At 54.8% G+C, this 19,045-nt stretch carries 17 protein-coding genes; 4 read left to right on the top strand and 13 right to left on the bottom strand.

The features are described from left to right. Positions 1–11: 11 nt before the first annotated feature. The 4 genes from poxB (at position 12) to ACERJC_RS03485 (ending at position 5,323) form a co-directional block, all read left to right on the top strand. Positions 12–1,730, top strand: coding sequence for a ubiquinone-dependent pyruvate dehydrogenase (poxB, locus tag ACERJC_RS03500; RefSeq protein ID WP_371895614.1), 1,719 nt, complete (start codon positions 12–14; stop codon positions 1,728–1,730). A gap of 38 nt (positions 1,731–1,768) precedes the next feature. Then, positions 1,769–2,770 carry a low-specificity L-threonine aldolase gene (ltaE, locus tag ACERJC_RS03495; RefSeq protein WP_371895615.1) on the top strand — a complete coding sequence of 334 codons (1,002 nt, stop codon included), beginning with the start codon at positions 1,769–1,771 and terminating at the stop codon, positions 2,768–2,770. Between the two features lie 10 nt (positions 2,771–2,780). Continuing rightward, positions 2,781–4,217, top strand: a complete 1,437-nt coding sequence (locus ACERJC_RS03490; protein WP_373671043.1) for an SDR family oxidoreductase — start codon at positions 2,781–2,783, stop codon at positions 4,215–4,217. Between the two features lie 92 nt (positions 4,218–4,309). Continuing rightward, positions 4,310–5,323, top strand: a complete 1,014-nt coding sequence (locus ACERJC_RS03485; RefSeq protein ID WP_152405293.1) for a 3-beta-hydroxysteroid dehydrogenase — start codon at positions 4,310–4,312, stop codon at positions 5,321–5,323. 55 nt (positions 5,324–5,378) lie between these two features. Here ACERJC_RS03485 and ACERJC_RS03480 read toward each other — a convergent pair whose 3' ends face one another. The 13 genes from ACERJC_RS03480 to gspE form a co-directional block, all read right to left on the bottom strand. Further along, a complete protein-coding gene (locus ACERJC_RS03480) occupies positions 5,379–7,208 on the bottom strand; it encodes a glycoside hydrolase family 19 protein (RefSeq protein WP_373671042.1) in 1,830 nt (609 codons plus the stop codon). A 138-nt stretch (positions 7,209–7,346) separates the two neighbouring features. Next, positions 7,347–7,793 carry a type III secretion system invasion protein IagB gene (iagB, locus tag ACERJC_RS03475; RefSeq protein ID WP_178824667.1) on the bottom strand — a complete coding sequence of 149 codons (447 nt, stop codon included), beginning with the start codon at positions 7,791–7,793 and terminating at the stop codon, positions 7,347–7,349. Positions 7,794–7,932: 139 nt separating this feature from the next. Next, the gene (locus ACERJC_RS03470) at positions 7,933–10,650 is read right to left on the bottom strand and encodes a glycosyl hydrolase family 18 protein (RefSeq protein WP_373671041.1); all 2,718 of its coding nucleotides are present in this window, start codon (positions 10,648–10,650) and stop codon (positions 7,933–7,935) included. Between the two features lie 260 nt (positions 10,651–10,910). Next, on the bottom strand, positions 10,911–11,708 hold the full coding sequence (locus ACERJC_RS03465) for a prepilin peptidase (RefSeq protein ID WP_373671040.1): 798 nt from the start codon (positions 11,706–11,708) through the stop codon (positions 10,911–10,913). After that, positions 11,705–12,190 carry a type II secretion system protein M gene (locus ACERJC_RS03460; RefSeq protein ID WP_373671039.1) on the bottom strand — a complete coding sequence of 162 codons (486 nt, stop codon included), beginning with the start codon at positions 12,188–12,190 and terminating at the stop codon, positions 11,705–11,707. Before ACERJC_RS03460 ends, ACERJC_RS03465 begins: the two co-directional genes overlap by 4 nt. Continuing rightward, positions 12,187–13,329 (bottom strand): type II secretion system protein GspL, encoded by a 1,143-nt coding sequence (gene gspL / locus ACERJC_RS03455; protein WP_373671038.1) that lies wholly within the window; start codon positions 13,327–13,329, stop codon positions 12,187–12,189. Before gspL ends, ACERJC_RS03460 begins: the two co-directional genes overlap by 4 nt. 15 nt (positions 13,330–13,344) lie before the next feature. Continuing rightward, complete coding sequence (gspK, locus tag ACERJC_RS03450) at positions 13,345–14,355, bottom strand: type II secretion system minor pseudopilin GspK (protein ID WP_373671673.1); 1,011 nt, start codon at positions 14,353–14,355, stop codon at positions 13,345–13,347. Then, entirely contained in the window at positions 14,355–15,047 is a 693-nt protein-coding gene (gene gspJ / locus ACERJC_RS03445) for a type II secretion system minor pseudopilin GspJ (RefSeq protein WP_373671037.1), read from the bottom strand. The genes gspK and gspJ overlap by 1 nt, the downstream gene beginning before the upstream one ends. Next, positions 15,044–15,424, bottom strand: coding sequence for a type II secretion system minor pseudopilin GspI (gspI, locus tag ACERJC_RS03440; RefSeq protein ID WP_373671036.1), 381 nt, complete (start codon positions 15,422–15,424; stop codon positions 15,044–15,046). Before gspI ends, gspJ begins: the two co-directional genes overlap by 4 nt. Next, positions 15,417–15,902: a type II secretion system minor pseudopilin GspH gene (gene gspH / locus ACERJC_RS03435; RefSeq protein ID WP_373671035.1), complete on the bottom strand. Its 486-nt coding sequence runs from the start codon at positions 15,900–15,902 to the stop codon at positions 15,417–15,419. Before gspH ends, gspI begins: the two co-directional genes overlap by 8 nt. After that, positions 15,902–16,351 carry a type II secretion system major pseudopilin GspG gene (gspG, locus tag ACERJC_RS03430; protein ID WP_286632821.1) on the bottom strand — a complete coding sequence of 150 codons (450 nt, stop codon included), beginning with the start codon at positions 16,349–16,351 and terminating at the stop codon, positions 15,902–15,904. The genes gspH and gspG overlap by 1 nt, the downstream gene beginning before the upstream one ends. Before the next feature lie 3 nt (positions 16,352–16,354). Next, positions 16,355–17,563: a type II secretion system inner membrane protein GspF gene (gspF, locus tag ACERJC_RS03425; RefSeq protein WP_286632822.1), complete on the bottom strand. Its 1,209-nt coding sequence runs from the start codon at positions 17,561–17,563 to the stop codon at positions 16,355–16,357. Next, positions 17,563–19,041 carry a type II secretion system ATPase GspE gene (gene gspE, locus ACERJC_RS03420; RefSeq protein ID WP_373671034.1) on the bottom strand — a complete coding sequence of 493 codons (1,479 nt, stop codon included), beginning with the start codon at positions 19,039–19,041 and terminating at the stop codon, positions 17,563–17,565. The genes gspF and gspE overlap by 1 nt, the downstream gene beginning before the upstream one ends. Positions 19,042–19,045: the final 4 nt, after the last annotated feature.

The following is a 19,045-nucleotide window of genomic DNA, read 5'->3' as shown; positions in this document are numbered from 1 at the left end:
GATGGAAAACCATGAAACAAACGGTTGCCGCTTTTATTGCTAAAACACTGGAACAGGCGGGTGTGAAACGTATCTGGGGCGTGACGGGCGATTCGCTGAACGGCCTGAGCGACAGTCTTAATCGCATGGGAACGATTGAGTGGATGTCGACCCGTCATGAAGAGGTGGCTGCCTTCGCGGCGGGTGCGGAGGCACAGCTAACCGGCGAACTGGCGGTTTGTGCAGGCTCCTGCGGCCCCGGTAACCTGCACCTGATCAACGGCCTGTTTGACTGTCATCGCAACCACGTCCCGGTGCTGGCCATCGCCGCCCACATCCCTTCCAGTGAAATTGGCAGCGGGTATTTTCAGGAAACGCACCCGCAGGAACTGTTCCGCGAATGCAGCCACTATTGCGAGCTGGTTTCCAGCCCGGAGCAGATCCCTCAGGTACTGGCGATTGCCATGCGCAAAGCGGTGCTCAATCGCGGCGTCTCGGTAGTGGTCTTACCGGGCGATGTGGCGTTAAAACCCGCGCCAGAAAGCGCCAGCACCCACTGGTATCACGCGCCGTTACCGATCGTCACGCCAGCGGAAGAAGAGCTAAGAAAGCTGGCCCAACTGCTGCGTTATTCCAGCAATATCGCCCTGATGTGCGGCAGCGGCTGTGCGGGGGCGCATAAAGAACTGGTCGAGTTCGCCGCCAAAATTAAAGCCCCCATCGTTCACGCCCTGCGCGGCAAAGAGCATGTCGAATACGACAACCCGTATGATGTGGGAATGACCGGGCTTATCGGCTTCTCTTCCGGCTTCCATACCATGATGAACGCCGACACGCTGGTGCTGCTCGGTACGCAGTTCCCCTACCGCGCGTTCTATCCAACCGATGCCAAAATCATTCAGATTGATATCAACCCTGCCAGCATCGGCGCGCACAGCAAGGTCGACATGGCGCTGGTCGGCGATATCAAAGCCACGCTGACGGCGCTTCTGCCGCTGGTGGAGGAGAAAACCGAGCGTAAGTTCCTGGATAAGGCGTTGAGCGATTATCGCGATGCGCGTAAGGGCCTTGATGACCTCGCCAAACCCAGCGAAAAGGCGATTCATCCACAGTACCTGGCGCAGCAAATCAGCCATTTCGCCGCCGATGATGCCATCTTTACCTGCGACGTCGGTACGCCGACGGTGTGGGCCGCCCGCTACCTGAAAATGAACGGCAAGCGCCGACTGCTGGGCTCGTTTAACCACGGCTCAATGGCTAACGCTATGCCGCAGGCGCTGGGTGCACAGGCCACTGCTCCGGGACGTCAGGTGATCGCCCTGTGCGGCGATGGCGGATTCAGTATGCTGATGGGGGATTTCCTGTCGGTGGTCCAGATGAAGCTCCCGCTTAAAATCGTGGTCTTTAACAACAGCGTGCTGGGCTTTGTGGCGATGGAGATGAAAGCGGGCGGTTATCTCACCGACGGCACGGCGTTGCACGACACCAACTTCGCACGCATTGCCGAAGCGTGCGGCATCACCGGTATTCGGGTGGAAAACGCCGCCGACGTTGATGAAGCGCTGCAGCGCGCCCTGTCGATTGACGGTCCGGTGCTGGTGGATGTGGTTGTCGCAAAAGAAGAGCTGGCCATTCCGCCGCAGATCAAACTGGAGCAGGCCAAAGGTTTCAGCCTGTACATGCTGCGTGCCATCATCAGCGGTCGCGGCGATGAGGTTATCGAACTGGCAAAAACCAACTGGCTCAGGTAAAACAATGCACATCGCCTTTCAAACAATAGGGATGTGCAATGATAGATCTACGCAGTGATACCGTCACCCGTCCGGGTCGCGCCATGCTCGAAGAAATGATGGCCGCCCCGGTCGGAGACGACGTGTACGGAGATGACCCTACCGTTAACGCGCTCCAGCAATACGCCGCTGACCTTTCTGGTAAAGAAGCGGCGTTATTTTTACCCACCGGCACCCAGGCCAACCTCGTGGCGCTACTCAGCCACTGCGAGCGCGGCGAAGAGTATATCGCCGGTCAGGGGGCACATAACTATCTGTATGAAGCCGGTGGCGCGGCGGTGCTCGGCAGCATTCAACCGCAGCCCATTGACGCCGCGGGCGATGGTACGCTGCCGCTGGATAAAGTCGCCGCTAAAATTAAGGCCGATGACATCCATTTTGCCCGTACCCGCCTGCTGAGCCTGGAAAATACACACAACGGCAAAGTGCTGCCGCGTGAGTACCTGCGCGAGGCGTGGGAGTTTACCCGTGAGCGCGGTCTGGCGCTGCACGTTGACGGCGCGCGTATTTTTAATGCCGTCGTGGCCTACGGGTGTGAACTCAAAGACGTCGCTCAGTATTGCGACTCCTTTACCATCTGCCTGTCAAAAGGGCTGGGAACGCCGGTGGGATCGTTACTGGTCGGCAGCCGCGATTATATCAAGCGCGCCACGCGCTGGCGCAAAATGACCGGCGGCGGCATGCGTCAGGCCGGTATCCTGGCGGCGGCCGGACTGTATGCCCTGAAAAATAACGTTGCCCGTCTGCAGGACGATCATGACAACGCGGCCTGGCTGGCAGAACAACTGCGGGAAGCCGGGGCGGACGTGATGCGCCACGACACCAACATGCTGTTTGTCCGCGTGGGTGAAGCCAACGCGGCGGCCCTGGGCGAGCACATGAAGGCACATGGCGTGCTGATCAACGCGTCGCCGATTGTCCGTCTTGTGACCCATCTGGACGTCTCACGGGAACAGCTTGCCGATGTTGTCGCCCACTGGCGCACGTTCCTGAATCGTTAAGGAGAGAGATGTGCCGCAACGCATAGTGGTTCTTGGCGCCAGTGGTTACATTGGTCAGCATCTGGTGCAGGCGCTCAGCCAGCAAGGACACCAGGTGCTGGCGGCGGCACGTCGCATTGAGCGACTGGAAAAACAACAGTTGCCCAACGTCAGCTGTCATAAGGTCGACCTGAACTGGCCGACGCATCTTTCTTCTCTACTGACAAATGTCGATACCGTCTACTATCTGGTGCATGGTATGGGAGAAGGCGGCGATTTTATCGCCCATGAACGTCAGGTCGCGCTTAACGTACGTGACGCCCTGCGGGAAACGCCGGTCGGGCAGTTGATTTTTCTTAGCTCCCTGCAGGCACCGGAGCACGAGCAGTCCGACCATCTGCGGGCCCGGCAGATAACCGCCGATACCCTGCGTGAATCTGGCGTGCCGATGACGGAACTGCGCGCCGGGATTATCGTCGGTGCCGGTTCCGCCGCTTTTGAAGTGATGCGCGACATGGTCTACAACCTGCCGATACTGACCCCGCCGCGCTGGGTTCGTTCGCGCACCACGCCCATTGCTCTGGAAAATCTGCTGTACTATCTGGTGGCGCTGCTGGAGCACCCTTCCTCGACGCATCGGATCCTCGAAGCCGCCGGGCCGCAGGTGCTCAGCTACCAGGAGCAGTTCGAACATTTCATGACGGTGAGCGGCAAGCATCGCTGGCTTATCCCCATCCCCTTTCCGACCAGTTGGATTTCAGTCTGGTTCCTGAACGTCATCACCTCGGTGCCGCCGACCACCGCGAAAGCGTTGATACAGGGCCTCAGACACGACCTGCTGGCCGATGACAGCGAGCTACGGGCATTGATACCCCAGAAGCTTATCGCCTTTGACGACGCCGTACGCAGCACGCTAAAGGAAGAAGAGAAACTGGTGAATTCCAGCGACTGGGGCTATGACGCACAGGCGTTTGCCCGCTGGCGACCTGAATATGGTTTTTTCGCCAAACAGGCCGGATTTACCGTGAAGACGCACGCCAGCTTGTCGGCATTGTGGCGAGTCGTGAACCGTCTGGGCGGCAAAGAGGGCTATTTCTTCGGCAATGCCTTGTGGAAGATCCGCGCGGCGCTGGATCTGTTAGTCGGTCATCGGCTGGCAAAAGGTCGTCCTGAACATGAACTGCTTCAACCGGGCGATGCCGTAGACAGTTGGAAAGTGATTATCGTCGAGCCGGAAAAACAGCTCACGCTGCTGTTTGGCATGAAGGCGCCGGGGCTGGGACGGTTAAGTTTTACCCTTGAAGATAAAGGTGACCATCGCGAGATTGACGTCCGCGCCTGGTGGCATCCGCATGGTATGCCGGGGCTATTCTACTGGCTGCTGATGATCCCGGCGCACCTGTTTATTTTCCGGGGGATGGCAAAAAAAATTGCCAGACTTGCAGAACAAATCACAGATAAATCGTAAAAACTTACTGTATTGTTTCACGTTTCCCATTGCATACCGACGTAATTCACGGAAGAATGCGCACGACGTTTTATTAAACACAGTGGACTGATATGAAGGTACTGGTTACCGGCGCAACCAGCGGCTTAGGACGAAACGCGGTTGAGTTTTTGCGCAACAAAGGCATCAGCGTCAGAGCGACCGGTCGCAACGAAGCGATGGGTAAACTGCTCGAGAAAATGGGCGCGGAGTTTGTGCATGCGGATCTGACCGAGCTGGTCTCTTCGCAGGCGAAAGTCATGCTTGCGGGCATTGATACGCTGTGGCACTGCTCAAGTTTCACCTCCCCCTGGGGAACCCAGGAAGCCTTTGATCTGGCAAACGTTCGTGCGACCCGCCGTCTTGGCGAATGGGCCGTCGCATGGGGTGTGCGTAACTTTATCCATATCTCCTCCCCGTCGCTTTACTTCGATTATCACCATCATCGCGATATCAAAGAAGATTTTCGCCCGCATCGTTTTGCTAACGAGTTTGCCCGCAGCAAAGCCGCCGGAGAAGAGGTCATCAGCCTGCTGGCCCAGGCCAATCCGCAGACGCGGTTTACGGTGCTACGCCCGCAGAGCCTGTTTGGTCCGCATGACAAAGTGTTTATCCCCCGTCTGGCGCACATGATGCACCACTACGGCAGCGTGCTGTTGCCGCATGGCGGCAGCGCGATGGTTGATATGACCTATTATGAGAACGCTGTCCACGCTATGTGGCTGGCGAGTCAGACACTGTGCGACACCCTGCCTTCGGGTCGGGTGTACAACATCACCAACGGTGAGCCCAGAACCCTGCGCAGTATCGTGCAAAAACTGATTGATGAACTGAACATCCACTGCCGGATCCGTTCTGTGCCCTACCCGATGCTGGATATGATCGCTCGCAGCCTGGAGCACTTTGGTAATAAGTCAGCCAAAGAGCCGGCGTTAACCCACTATGGGGTGTCGAAGCTGAATTTCGACTTTACGCTGGATATCAGTCGCGCCGAAGAGGAACTGGGATATAAGCCGAGGGTGACGCTGGATGAAGGCATTGTGCAAACCGCCGCGTGGCTACGCGACCACGGAAAACTGCATCGCTAAGGCAACGAGCCAATAAATACGTAAAAACGGCAACCCGAAGGTTGCCGTTTTGCTATTACAGCGCCGACCAGGCGTCGGACCAGGCCAGACCCGCACCCGGTTCATAGTACTGCGGCGAGTTGTTACACCAGCCGCTGTACGGGAACGGTTTGCACTGGAACAGTTTACCGCGGTTATTCACGATATCTCCTGCCTTGTACTTGGACTTAGTGGTCCAGGCAGGGTAAGTACCGGAGGTACCGCCATCCTGAGACGCCGCTTTCGCCTTCACGTTCAGCAGGTAAGAGGTGGTGGTGCTCAGTTCGCCGTCACTTACGGTCAGGCTTACTTCATACTGCTGAGCGGTTGCAGATTCCGGCGCGTTGAACGTCACAACGGCTTTGTCCTTACCCGTGACGGTCTGACCATCCTGGGAACGCCAGGTGTAGATCAGTGTGTTACCGTCTTCGTCAGTCGACCCTTCCGCGCTCAGAGACACTTTCGCGCCCGCTTCGACAGCGCCAATCGGACCGGCAATCTGTGCTACTGGCGCATGATTAACGGTAGCAGGTTCCTCTGGCGTTTCATCCGGAGTCGGCGTCGGCGTTGGTGCCGGCGTCTCATCGTCAGATGGCGTTGGCGTTGGCGTAACGGGCTCTTCATCAGGCGTTGTGGCGGAACCATCATCGTTGACGATCTTCACATCAAAGAATTTCTGCACGCATTTGCTGTAGTCACCCTCTTTGAATGCACTGAATGGCGTCTGATAGCCCACCAGTTGGCAAGAATAGGTCGCACCGCTTGGCGTATCCGCGCTCCATCCCCAATCCTGCTCCCAGTAAATCTTCAGCGCGCCTGAGCCACCCTCGTCGAACTGTTTCATGTTGGCGCAGCCCAGTACTTCATTTGCCGGAACCTGAACTTTCAGGTATTTCGCGAACTCTTTGTAGTATTTGATACGGTTTTCAGACTGCGCAATTTCGGTCGGACCGCCGCACTCTACGCCACCGTTGATGATCTGGGTGGTCACACCAAAGCCCGAAACCAGACCGTTGGCTTTGTCATGATCGTTGGGTTTCCAGGTGCCGTCGATAACCTGCAGCATGCTGGGTTTTGGCGGCTGCGGATAGGCAAAGAAGAAGATCGCACTCGCAAGGTTCAGCCAGGTATCTGCCACCAGCTCCGGTTTGTCCAGCAGCGTGCGGACCGTACCGAACATGGCTTCAGAGAACGGGCCGTAATTGTAGTTGTAAGACAGCTGTTTGGCGCCACGGCCAAAATAGCTCACGAAATCGCCATCTTTGTCTTTACCGCACGGCCAGGTTTGGCCCTGCCAGATACTGGGGTCACATTCGCCGTTGTAACCGCCCTTCTGACCTTCAGTCCAGCCCATTTCACGAACATGAACCAGGGCCTGACGCCATTCGGCTTCCGGACGCCAGCTCTCATGCCCACCGGTTTCCTGCGCAAAGTGGGCAAACATGGTTGCCAGTTCTTTACGACAAATCGCATCACTATCACGCCCGTCGTTATAGGTCTTACACAGCGCAGGGAATTTACCCACGGCTTTCAGGAAGTTGCTGTAAGTGTAAGACTGCGCGCGCATCGGAAACAGGTATTCCCAGTCGCTGGCTTTGACAATACCTTCAACGCGTTTCACGTTATCCGGATTTGCAGCACGGCCTGGCTCGATCAACTCAACCTGCGCGTTATCGAGTGTACGGATAGTCTCCTTTACGGACGCCATCAGCGGAAAGCTGGTTAATTCCTTTTCTTTCTTCGCCAGGTCGCTGGCTTTCAGGGTGTACGGTTCGCTGCTGGTCGCCTGCAACGTGCTAGCCTGAGCCATAAACGGGGCGATACACGCCCCCGCAACGAGAACGCTCAGTAATGTCCTTTTGGTCATCTCAAATAATCCTGTTTGTTAGGAACAATGGTGTAGGCAATCCCGGCTTATGTATTACTCCGTTAATAAATAAACCTGAAATTGCCATTCTTTTCATTTTCTGAAGAACACCGCCCGGTACTCTTCAAAAAACAAAAATCAATATTCTTTCGAAATATAGGGTTTTATCTTCTGGTATTTATTCCAGACCTTACGGGCATAAATCATACGCTGTGAATAATTCTCTTTTTTCAGCCCAGCGTTATAAGCCCCCACCGCTTCCCAGTTATAGCCATACACCTTAATCATGTCCGACAATATCGACGCACCAACCATAATCGAGGTACACGGTTCTGCCATTAAGCGAGACTCATCGATCCCTTGTCGTTGCAACTCACCAAAATGAGAACTGTTAATTTGCATCAAGCCAACATCCCGCGAACCATCGTGATTCCAGCCCACCGCATGGGGATTCATACCTGACTCCACTTTTGCAATGGCAAATAATAAATACGGGTCGACGTGATAATAATGTGCAGCGTTATCCCAGCAATTGGCGAAAACACTTTGGCTGACAATCAGCAACAACAAGATTAATCGTTTCATTTCATCACCTGCTTCTTTATTTCCTTATTCTCTCCTTGCGCACATCAATTTATTTTGTTGAGTGGCTGACGGTTCCCGATGTCGAGAGCCGTCAGCCATTACGGGCGAAGATCGCGCCCGTAATGTCAGGATCAGAAGATTATTTGCAATCTGCTGATGCCCCTTCTTTTACCCATACGTCGCTGTTACCAGGCTTATCACCACGGGTCCACCATTTCGCACGGTAGACAGAACCCTGATACGTGGTGGTTTCACCGCTGTTGTAGACCACATCAGAACGCCAGTTCATGCTCACTTTGCTGACCAGTTCCCATGCATCCACACCGAAGCCAGGCTGGTTACCCTGCGTCCAGTATTTCGCTTTCCATACCAGATTGTCGAAGCTGACGGTATTGCCGCTGTTGTAAACTTTGCTGGCGCTCCATGCCGCATATTTGCTGGCATTCGCATCAACCGGTTTGTCGCAGCTGTTGGTCGCAGTGCCTTCGTCAGATGGCGTATTACCTTCATCTGATGGCGTATTGCCTTCGTCTGATGGGGTGTTACCTTCATCAGATGGCGTATTGCCTTCGTCTGCCGGTTTCGGCGTTACCACAACCTGTACGTTAGACTGCACGCTGGTTTTACCATCGCTCACGATTACGCTCAGGGTGTAGGTCGACTCGGAGCTCACCTCTGGCGCAGTGATGTTCACGTTCGCGGTATTGGTACCGGTCGCTTGCATATCCGCTGGAACACTCCATGTATAGGTCAGAGCATCACCATCGGGATCCGCTGCCTGCGCATGCAGAGAGTGGCTTTCGCCAGCTTGCAGAGTGATGGTTTCCATCTGGTTTACCACCGGCGCCTGGTTTGCTTTCGGCGCTTTGTTCAGAATCTGAACATCAACCGCGTTTTTCAGCCCTTTGGCGTCGGTCACGGTCAGGCGGAACACCATCGTCTGGTCGCTGGTCGCTGCGGCAACGTTAAAGGACGCTTTCGCTTTGGCGCTGTTGCTGATGGTCACGGCTGGGCCAGAAACCTGGGTCCATTTGTAAGTCATCGCATCGCCATCCGGATCGCTGGATGCAGAACCATCAAGCGTGACGGTGACCGGACCCGTCACGTTCTGATCGGCCGCGGAAGCGATTGGCGCATGGTTAGTCACGACAGGATCAACCGGCGTCGAAGAGCCACCCAGCAGACTTTCATTCATGGCGTTCAGAATGTCGCCGTTATCAGAATCGATAGACCATGCGAATAAGCCACCCAGTTTGTTCGCCAGGACGTATTTGCCTTTTGCAGTCGTAGAACGAGCGTCTTCGTAGCTGATAAGATCGCCGGTGGTTTTATTGAAGACGTATGGCGCTTCAGCAACCGCATCGTAGCCCGATTCCCAACCTGCTTTACCTTTGAATTCTTTAACAATCTGGCGATAGTCAACAACACCCGGTTCCCAGGTCCCTTTCACTGCGCCTGTTGCGGTGCCGGTGAACGGGTTATTGCCCGTCTGACCATGGACACCGGTCCAGCCACGACCATACATGCCCGCGCCGACGACAATCTTGCCAGGCTGTACGCCCTGACCGAGCAGCGCGTTAATGCCGTTAACCGTGGTGTAGTTGGTATCCGGACGATCTGCCGGTGCGTTCAGCGCCGCCTGGTGGCCCAGTTCGGTATTGCTCCACGCGCCGTAGAAGTCATAGCTCATCAGGAAGATGTGATCGAGATACTGCTGCACGGTGGTGTAATCCGCGTCTTCAATCTTATCGCTACCGGAACCAATCGCTGAAGTCAGCTCGTAGGTACGACCGGTTTCGGCTTTCAGTTCATTCAGCATGGTGCGGAGATCGTGCATCAGCGCAGTGTAGGTGGCTTTATCCTGTTGCGGGTTGCCCAGGGTTTCAGTCACGCCGCCGCCGCCAGGGAATTCCCAGTCAATATCGACACCGTCAAAGAATTTCCAGGTTTGCAGGAACTCTTTCACTGAGCCAACAAAGCGCGCACGAATAGCCGGGTCAGCCATATGGTAGAACGGATCGGACATGGTCCAGCCGCCAATGGAAGGCAGAACTTTCAGATCCGGATGCGCTTTTTTCAGCGCCATCAACTGACCAAAGTTACCTTTGTACGGGTCGTCCCAGTTGGAAACGCCGGATTGCGGTTTCTGCAGCGCGGCCCATGGGTCGTGGATAGCGACGGTAAAGTCCTGGCTGCCGTCACAGGCGCGTTGCAATGCGGCAAAACTGTTGCCATTCTCAACGGTTTTCAGACCATCATTGATGCCATCGCCACCGCAAATCGGAATGAAGCCGTACAGGATATGGTTCAGGTTAGCCGCAGGAATTTTATCGACCTGGAAGTCACGGTCATAAACGCCCCACTCCGGATAATACGCCCCCACCACTTTATCGGTGTGCTGAGCGAAGGTTTTGTTGTTTTCGCGCAGTGCGGCATTCAGCGGCAGCAGATGGCTACCGTCGGTGTCCGCAACGATGATCAGCTTGCTGGTGCTCTTGGTACAGCCGCTGGTGTTACACAGTTCGACCTGCTCCTGATAGCGTCCCCCTTTTTTCACTTTGAAGGTCGCAGAACCCGCATTGCTGCCCGCGCCACTCCAGACGGTGGTGCCATCCAGCAGAACTTTCGCTGATGTTGCCGTGCCGCCACTCCAGACATTCCACTCAACCTTCACATCGACGCCATCTTTATGCAGTTTGATGAGGTTGTTGTACGCCTGCGCCGCCTGGTCTACTTCGACAAGGGCAAATTTGTCATTGCCGCTGCTAATAGAAGGCGTACCTGGCGCAGCCGCGAATGCGGAACTGGTTGCCGCCGCAATAAAGAGCGCCAGATATTTAGGCTTCATAAAATTCATTTTTATTTCCTGATAAATTTATTCGTAAACGTTGTGAACCATGTCTTCCTTTAAAACATGGAATATCTTTTACAGACTTTATTTAAAGCAAAGAGATATCTCTATCTGAACATTATTTATGTGCGTTCCGTTCCTCCATAAAAAGATACAGATCTCAAATCCATATAGCTTCTGTTCTTTCTACAATATACTGAGAGAGAAAATGTTCTTCCTTCTTTTCCCCGCTGAAAAAAACTTTTAAAAAAACTTGACCACAATATTTAGAATGTGACTGTGAGCGCCTGGTAAGCAAATACCATCACGCCAGCAAAAGCCAGTGAGGGACCAAAAGGAATAGTTTGGTTATTTTTATTTAATTTAATTAAAACGTAATAACCGACAATGCCACTTACTGCCGCCAGCAATGCGATCGATGGCAACGCCTGCCAGCCACACCAGGCTCCCAGTGCAGCCAGTAATTTAAAATCGCCGTAGCCCAGACCTTCACGCCCGGTGATCAAGCGAAACGCCCAATAGAGTAACCAGAGCGACAGGTAACCCGCTACCGCACCGAAAAGCGCATCATGAAGCGGTAACGCGAGGTCGACGCTGTGTACCAGCAATCCACTCCACAGCAGCGGTTGCGTCAGGCAATCGGGCAACAGCTGATGCTGCGCGTCAATCATGGCCAACGGTAATAAAAAGCCCGCTAACAGCCAGAGTGAGAGAAGTACCTGAACATCTGACACCCACCAGGCCGTTGCGCCAAAGAAAAGCGCAGTGATAAATTCAACGACCAATAAACGTAGCGGAATAGCGGCCTGACACTGGCTACAGCGGCCGCGAAGTACCAGCCAACTGACCATTGGGATGTTCTCCCACGCCCGAAGTGAATGCTGGCATACCGGACAATGCGACGCAGGAAACAGCAAATTACCGCGCGGTTTTTCGTCCATGATCATTGCCGGCACACGTTCCGCGACCACGCCGAGGAAGCTGCCGATTATCGCCCCCAGAACCGCACTCATTCCGGTCACCGCCAGCGGGAAACTTTCCCGGAGCAGAGCAAACGTATTCATACCCCTTTTTTCCAGGTGAGCAGAATTTTTGCTTTAACGTCACTCAGATGGTCCACCGATGTGAGACTCATTTTCTCCAGCCGGATACCGGAGGTCATATTCATTTGCCGCAGCCAGTTCTTTAATTGATAAATATTGATCCGCTCCACCACAAACGATAACGTCTGCCCGTCCTGACGCACATCCATCAGTGATAAATGAATATCGTGCGCGCTCTTTTCCACAATGCTGCGTGGATTATTGGTTTTCACCTGCTGTACCTGAAGATGGTTTTTATCAATTTCTCCGCGCATCCAGTTCAGCGTCTCTCTTTGCCGCGTCAGCGTTGATTTACTGCTTTGAATCATATTATCCAGCGGAATAGCGGCAGTGTAATAAACGGCAGCGCAGCACATCACTGCGGCACACATTATTAACCCTTTTTTTTCCCTGTCGCTGTAATTCTGATAGCGCGATTTCAGCTGCGCGATTCGCTCTTTCATTTATATTTCCCGGTAATCATAGCGGTATAGGGTGCCTCTTTTGACACAGGCTGCAGAGCAAAATCAAAATGCTCTCCCGTCCGATTAACAAACTCCTGCAGCGCCTGCGGATTTTCTGCGCTGACACTCAGCGTCAATGCCCCCCGGTCGCCATCGTACTCCAGCAAAGAGATTTCCATTTCCGGAGCCGACCGTTTGGCGTTTTCCAGTTCATCAAGTTGCAGGAAGAGGCCTTTATTTTGTTTCTTCAAGTTCTGACCAAAGTGATACTTAAGGTTGGTCATCTGACGCATGCTCGGGAAGTAGTGCTGGTAGACTTGTACAATTTCCTGTTGGACGTGATTCTCTTCCTGTACCAACATCCAGGCCAGCGCCATTCGCGGACCTAACAGCAAACTCAGAGACAGAATGCCGGCCGCCACCATCGCCGCTCTGACCCCTTTGACTGCCCCGCCTGATACAACCCGGGTACTGAATTCACCGTGCAGCAAATTAATCCGGCAGGTCTGCCATTGCGGCTGAATCAACACCAGCGGGTGTTGCCACGGCCGCTGTTCATCTACGTCCACGCCATCGGGGATCTCCCCGTAGCAACACACTTCACCCTCACGGGTTTTCTGCAATAACAACGGGAGCAGCGTCGCGTCAACTTCACAGGCGGCAGCCGGAGAAAAACGCAGCCAGTAGCTCTCATCGAGGGAGACTACCGTGCTTCCCCCCTGGGACATCGGCAACAGCCAGGCATCCGGCAACGCCTGGACCACCGTGAGTCCCGCATCGTGAAAGCAACGCAGCCAATGGCGTAAACGCGCGGCGTCAATCGCTGCCGCATCCACCTCGCGCCCTTTCTTATTGAGCACCGTCCAGTGGAGGTTATCCACTTCACCGATCAGCGTATCCTCAGCCATCCACGAGAATGCTGTCGCGTTTGATGCGATCTTTTTCGGCAGCGTGAAGTGGCGGAAAATCATCTCGCTGGCTGGCAACAACAGACATACACGCGCCGCCAGCGGATGGTCCGACAACTCCCCCAACCTTTCCAGGTTATCAAGCATTGCCACCTGCTGGCTTCCCGATTCGCACCACCATAACGTCCCGTCCTCGCGGCTGTCGGGACGAATAAAAAGCACCTGTTTCATAGCATTCGACTTTTGTTATTCAATCATTCGGTAACGACGCTGCCACGTGATAATCTCGCCAGCTTCCTGATTTACCTGAAGCTGACTGACCACGCGCAGCGTTAGATCATCGGTATTGCCGGTATAGTTGACGCGGAAATAGCGACTATTAATGGATATCTGATCCGCCACTGCTGGCAAATCGTCTTTAATCTGAGGGAAGTTTTGTTCCAGCGCCTTACTGAAAGCCTCCCTGTTTTCCCAGCCGGTTTCAGGCCGCGCCTCAATCATGCGCACGGCATCATCTTCCGTCAGTTTTCCAGGAAACAGCGCCGCCAAAACGGCCGCCTGTTCCGGGCTTAGCGTATTGACGTCCACTTTGCTCGCGGAATCCGGCAACGCGCACAGTAGCTTGCTCACTTTTGCATACGCCATGGTCGGGAACGCCGGCAACAGTTTTAGCTCTGAGATGTTACGCATCATCTGGTTGGCGGGCTGGCGGGCCGGCACCACGCCAGCCCAGGCATCGCTCTCCGCGCCTTCTTTGGCCGTAGTGCTGTCGCCATCGAGGTAGTCCACCAGTTGCCAATAGATCTCCTCTGCCGTAGTCAGACTGACGCCGCTCTGGGCCAGAATCTGCTCAACAATCCGCTCCTTAAGCGGTTTTTCCGGCACCGCTGGGGCATTTTGCCCCTGCGCTTCCTTCTCTTCGGTGAGCAGGTTATTGACGTTGAAGCAGGTTTGTGCATCTTCCACCTGGCTCACTACCGTATAATCTTCTCCACGGGTTTCCAGCGGTTGATGCCAGTCGCCATCAAGAGCCAGCGCTTTGCTTTCGCCGCTGGCGTCGGACTGTAGCCTGTCCTTCACCACCTTTTCCTGCGCCTGTACCGCCCAGCGCAACTGCTGTTGGCTCACCTGATAGTGGGTTTTCTGCAGGTTACGGCAGAACTGCTGGCTAATTTTGGCCGCCAGCGCCGACATCATGACCAGCAGGATCAACACCACCAGCAGGGCCACGCCTTTTTGTTTGCGCAATGTGCTCATCATTTACCTTCCGGCGCAGGCTGCGGTGTCGTCTGTACAGCGGGCGCGGCGTCTGCCGCCGATGCTGGCATATCTGCGTTGTCTTTCGAGGCTGACGCGTCGGCATTGTCTTTCGGCGCGACCACGGCTGCATCCGGCAGATCGCCCGGCGTCATAAACACCCAGCGCCAGGTCTCCCCCTCTTTCATGGTTAGCGTCAGTTCCACGCCGTCCGGCTGGTGCGCAGAATCACTCCAGCTTTTTTGCCAGCCTTTCCTGTAAAAACGCCATTCCGCTGATTTCACTTCGCTGACGATCGGCACGGCTTCTGGCTTGACGCCCACCGGGCTATCAATGGCTGGCCAGACATCGCGATACAAATGCCCCGCATCCAGCCGCCAGCGTACGCGCTCCAGTTGCACTGAACCGCTCACGCCATTCAGCGTGGTCAGTACAATGGCATCGTCATCCTGGCGGAATACGTCTGGCTCATTACGCGGCGCACGCGCCTGAAGCTGAAAGAAATCGCGCTCCATCAGGCTCCAGGCACGCTGAAGCTGATTAAGCTTCGCCGTACTGGACTCCGTCGCAGAACTGGTCCGCATCGCCCCGTCCAGAATTTGCCAGGCCAGGGTGCTGATCACCGCAAAAATGGTCAGCGCAATCATGACCTCCAGCAGAGTAAATCCGCGCTGGCGTTGTCTGTTTTTCACTGGCTTTCTCCTGGCGGAATAATCTGCAACGTAATGACCGGCTGGCTCTCGTCGCCTTCCGCATAGACCCGTATCGCGTTAGCCCAGCCGTTATCCGCCGTCTTTACCCGTTGTTTGCGCCAGTTCCAGTCGCGCCCGCCCATCATCTCCGTCCCATGCTCTTGCGCGTCTGGAAAATCACTTTTGCTCAACTGTGCTTCCACTAACTGGTTTTCTGCCACCCAACTGGCCTGTAGCGTATCGGCAAGACCATGGGTGAAACGCACGTTGAGGGTGACCGAGTTCATCAGCGCCAGCGCGGCGGTGGAGAAGATGACCAATGCCACCATCACCTCCAGCAACGTCATCCCTTTTTGTTTTTTCTTGTCGTTATTCATCGTTCTCTACCGACACGGGGGCCGCCCCTTGCGACACCACGCGAAAATGGTGCTGCTTGTCGTCACTTTGCAGCGTCAGCGTGAATCGACTGATTTCGCCGTCCGGTAAAAAGACGACCTGGGGTTCGGCATCCACCCTGGCGGCCAGGCGTTGCGGCGCAAGCGAAACATGCATATCTTCAGGAAAATCGCCTTGCGTGGTAATACGACCTGCGGATAAAGGCGCCCAGTGACGCTCGCCATTTTTATCGTCCAGCGTCACCAGTTGATAATTGTCCGTTGTGACCACCAGTCCCACGATATTTCCGTCCATTACGGCACGGTCAGAACCATAATCAACAAGGGCTTTTAATTGCTGGCCAAATATATCCGCACCGCTGCGTGAAGGAATGGTTGACACCACCATCATGGCGCAACTGGCAAATATCACCAGCGCCAGAATAATTTCCAGCAACGTAAAGCCACGTTGTTTTTTCATTATTTCGATTTTTTATCGAGAGACCAATTAGTAATATCATCGGCGGTATTCGCTTCACCGTCCGGACCGGCGGAAAAGACATCTACAGCGCCATGCTCGCCGGGACTGACTAACAGATAATCACTGGCCCACGGATCCTGCGGCAAGCGACGAATATAGCCATCTGCGCGGTAGCCGTTTGGAATTGGCGCGATTTCAGGTTTGCTAACCAGCGCCTGCAGGCCCTGCTCAGTCGTGGGATAACGGTGGTTATCCAGTTTATACATATCCAGTGAGCCTTCGAGCGCTACAATATCGCTGGTTGCCTTTTGCAGGTCCGCTTTTTCTTTATTCCCCATTAAGTTGGGTACCACCATACTGGCAAGAACCCCGAGGATAACAATCACCACCATTAATTCGAGCAGCGTGAAGCCCGCCTGGCGAGCCAGGTGTTTTTGTTTCATAGCCATAATTTAACCTACCATATTATTAAGTTGCAGAAGCGGTTGTAATATCGACAGCACGATAAATAAAACAATTGTCGCCATGGAGACCACCAGTGCCGGCTCAAATACCGACAGCGTTAATGTAATTCGGTGCTGTAATGCGGATTCCTGATTTTCCGCCGCGCGGTCCATTAAATTGCCTAATTCCCCACTCTCTTCGCCGGAAGCGATCATATATAGCATGGTGGGTGGAAATAATTTCGCCTGGTCCAGCGCCGCATATAATGTCGCCCCCTGACGCACGGTATCCGCCGCCTGTTCCAGCACCTGCCGGGCATAAAGATTTTCGATACCGTCCATGGCGATATACATCCCTTCCAGCAGCGGGACGCTGCTCGCCTGCAAAATACTCAGCGTGCGGATATAGCGGGCGCTGTTGATAGCGCAGACCAGCTTTTTGACAGGTGAAGCATTCACCAGCCAACGGTGCCAGCGAAATCGATTTTTCGCGTTTTTAAGCCACGTCTTAAAGCCGATAATGCCTCCCGCCAGGCTGCCCGCAATATAAATCCCGAAAGCTTGCAGAAAATCACTCACCGCAATTAACGTACGGGTGGTCATTGGCAGTTGCTGCTTCATATGGGTGAACTGTTCGATCACCTGCGGCACCACCGCCACCAGCAGAATACTGATTACCGCGATCGCCACCACGGTCAGGGTGATCGGATAGACCATCGCCTGCGTCAGCTTGCTTTTCATCTTCTGACGCTGCTCGTTGTACTCTGCCAGTTTTTCCAGCACGCCGCCCAAATGGCCGGTCTTTTCCCCCGCCATCACCAGCGTGCAGTAGAGCGTGTCGAACGTGCGTGGGAACTGGCTGAAGGCGTCAAATAGCGTATGCCCTTCCACCACCTTCTCGCGAATTTCCACCACCATCGCCGCCAGTTTTTTATCTTCCGTCTGTTTTGATATCGCCTTTAGCGCACTTTCCAGCGGTAGCGCGGCGTTAACCAGCGTCGACAGTTGACGGGTAAACATCGACAGCACAGGCGTCGACAGTTTTGTGCCGGTTTTCGCTTGTCCCACCACCGCCTTCTCGCGGGTTTCCGCAATACTGCTCGGCATCAGCTTTTGTTCGCGCAGCATCTGGCGAACCTGCTTTTGCCCATCAGCCTGCAGCGTTCCGCGCCGGGTTTTCCCTGTTGCATCTGTCGCCGTCCATGCGTAGAAAGCCATTACTGATCCCCTCCGCGCTCGGCGGTGACGCGCATGACCTCTTCCAGCGACGTCACACCGTTAATCACCTTCAGGAGTCCATTTTCGCGCAGGCTGTAAGCCTGCTTAAACAACTGCGTTTCGATGGACATCTCATCTTTATCTTCGTGAATGGCGCGACGCATGGCGGTATCGACGACCAGAAATTCATGGATCCCGGCACGCCCCTGATAACCGCTCTGACGGCAATGTTCGCAGCCCACCGCACGATAAATCGCGTTTGGCGGCGCGTCCATGAAGCTGAACAGCGCTTTTTCATTGTCCCCCAGCGGACTGGTGGTACGGCAGTGAGAGCACAGCCGGCGCACCAGACGCTGGGCTATAACGCCGAGCAATGATGAGCCAATTAAAAACGACTCCAGCCCCATATCGCGCAGGCGGGTAATGGCCCCGGCGGCGCTGTTGGTGTGCAGCGTGGACATCACCAGGTGACCCGTGAGCGATGCCTGCACCGCAATTTGCGCCGTTTCCCCGTCGCGAATTTCGCCAATCATCACCACGTCCGGGTCCTGACGCAAAATGGCGCGCAGTCCTCTGGCAAAAGTCATGTCCACGCGCGGGTTCACCTGCGTTTGCCCCACCCCTTCGAGCTCGTACTCAATCGGATCCTCGACGGTCAGAATGTTGCGTTCATGGCCGTTGAGCGCCGAGAGAATGGCGTAGAGAGTGGTGCTTTTCCCGGAGCCTGTCGGCCCGGTCACCAGGATGATGCCGTGTGGACGGTCTATCAGTCCTTTCAATTTCTCCAGTTCTTCATCAATCAGGCCAAGCTTATTGATGTCTGGCTTAAGGTTGCTTTTATCGAGCAAACGCATGACCACCCGCTCACCATACTGCGAGGGAATAGTCGACACGCGCACATCGATCGCCTTGCGACCAATGCGCAGGGAGATGCGACCATCCTGCGGCAGACGTTTTTCAGCGATATCGAGCCTGGACATAACCTTGATACGCGACACCAGCAGCGGTGCGAGCTTGCGCGCGGGTTGCAGCACCGGTCGCAGCACGCCATCGACGCGAAAGCGGATACTCAGCGTCCGCTCAAACGTTTCGATATGAATATCCGAGGCGCCTTCTTTTACCGCCTCACCAAGAATGGCGTTGATCAGGCGGATCACCGGCGAGTTTTCATCGTTATCGAGCAGATCCTCGTTGTCCGGGATCTCCTCGGTTAGCGCCATCAGATCGATGTCCGCATCCATGTCGTCCACCAGTTGCTGGGAGACACCGCTGCTTTGCTGCCAGATCTTCGCCAGCATCTCGTCAAAGGCTTCAGGCGTCAGGGTAACGGGCGCAAAAGAACGTCCCAGAACCCGACGCATCTCCAGCAAGGCAAACGCGGGAGTTTCACTACGGACATATACCTCGTCGTTGTAAAACAGAATGCCGTTATCTTTTGCATAGCTACTGCTGCACAGCGCGTTACTCAGTTCGTCCACTTAG

Source organism: Citrobacter telavivensis (genome assembly GCF_041807075.1).
GTDB classification, from domain to species: domain Bacteria; phylum Pseudomonadota; class Gammaproteobacteria; order Enterobacterales; family Enterobacteriaceae; genus Citrobacter_A; species Citrobacter_A telavivensis.
This window is presented reverse-complemented; position numbering and strand designations above follow the sequence as displayed.

Coding starts and splice junctions, on each gene's coding strand:
- poxB (WP_371895614.1), top strand. CDS start 12: ATGAAACAAACGGTTGCCGCTTTTATTGCTAAAACACTGGAACAGGCG.
- ltaE (WP_371895615.1), top strand. CDS start 1,769: ATGATAGATCTACGCAGTGATACCGTCACCCGTCCGGGTCGCGCCATG.
- ACERJC_RS03485 (WP_152405293.1), top strand. CDS start 4,310: ATGAAGGTACTGGTTACCGGCGCAACCAGCGGCTTAGGACGAAACGCG.
- ACERJC_RS03480 (WP_373671042.1), bottom strand. CDS start 7,208: ATGACCAAAAGGACATTACTGAGCGTTCTCGTTGCGGGGGCGTGTATC.
- iagB (WP_178824667.1), bottom strand. CDS start 7,793: ATGAAACGATTAATCTTGTTGTTGCTGATTGTCAGCCAAAGTGTTTTC.
- ACERJC_RS03470 (WP_373671041.1), bottom strand. CDS start 10,650: ATGAATTTTATGAAGCCTAAATATCTGGCGCTCTTTATTGCGGCGGCA.
- ACERJC_RS03465 (WP_373671040.1), bottom strand. CDS start 11,708: ATGAATACGTTTGCTCTGCTCCGGGAAAGTTTCCCGCTGGCGGTGACC.
- ACERJC_RS03460 (WP_373671039.1), bottom strand. CDS start 12,190: ATGAAAGAGCGAATCGCGCAGCTGAAATCGCGCTATCAGAATTACAGC.
- gspL (WP_373671038.1), bottom strand. CDS start 13,329: ATGAAACAGGTGCTTTTTATTCGTCCCGACAGCCGCGAGGACGGGACG.
- gspK (WP_373671673.1), bottom strand. CDS start 14,355: ATGAGCACATTGCGCAAACAAAAAGGCGTGGCCCTGCTGGTGGTGTTG.
- gspI (WP_373671036.1), bottom strand. CDS start 15,424: ATGAATAACGACAAGAAAAAACAAAAAGGGATGACGTTGCTGGAGGTG.
- gspH (WP_373671035.1), bottom strand. CDS start 15,902: ATGAAAAAACAACGTGGCTTTACGTTGCTGGAAATTATTCTGGCGCTG.
- gspG (WP_286632821.1), bottom strand. CDS start 16,351: ATGGCTATGAAACAAAAACACCTGGCTCGCCAGGCGGGCTTCACGCTG.
- gspF (WP_286632822.1), bottom strand. CDS start 17,563: ATGGCTTTCTACGCATGGACGGCGACAGATGCAACAGGGAAAACCCGG.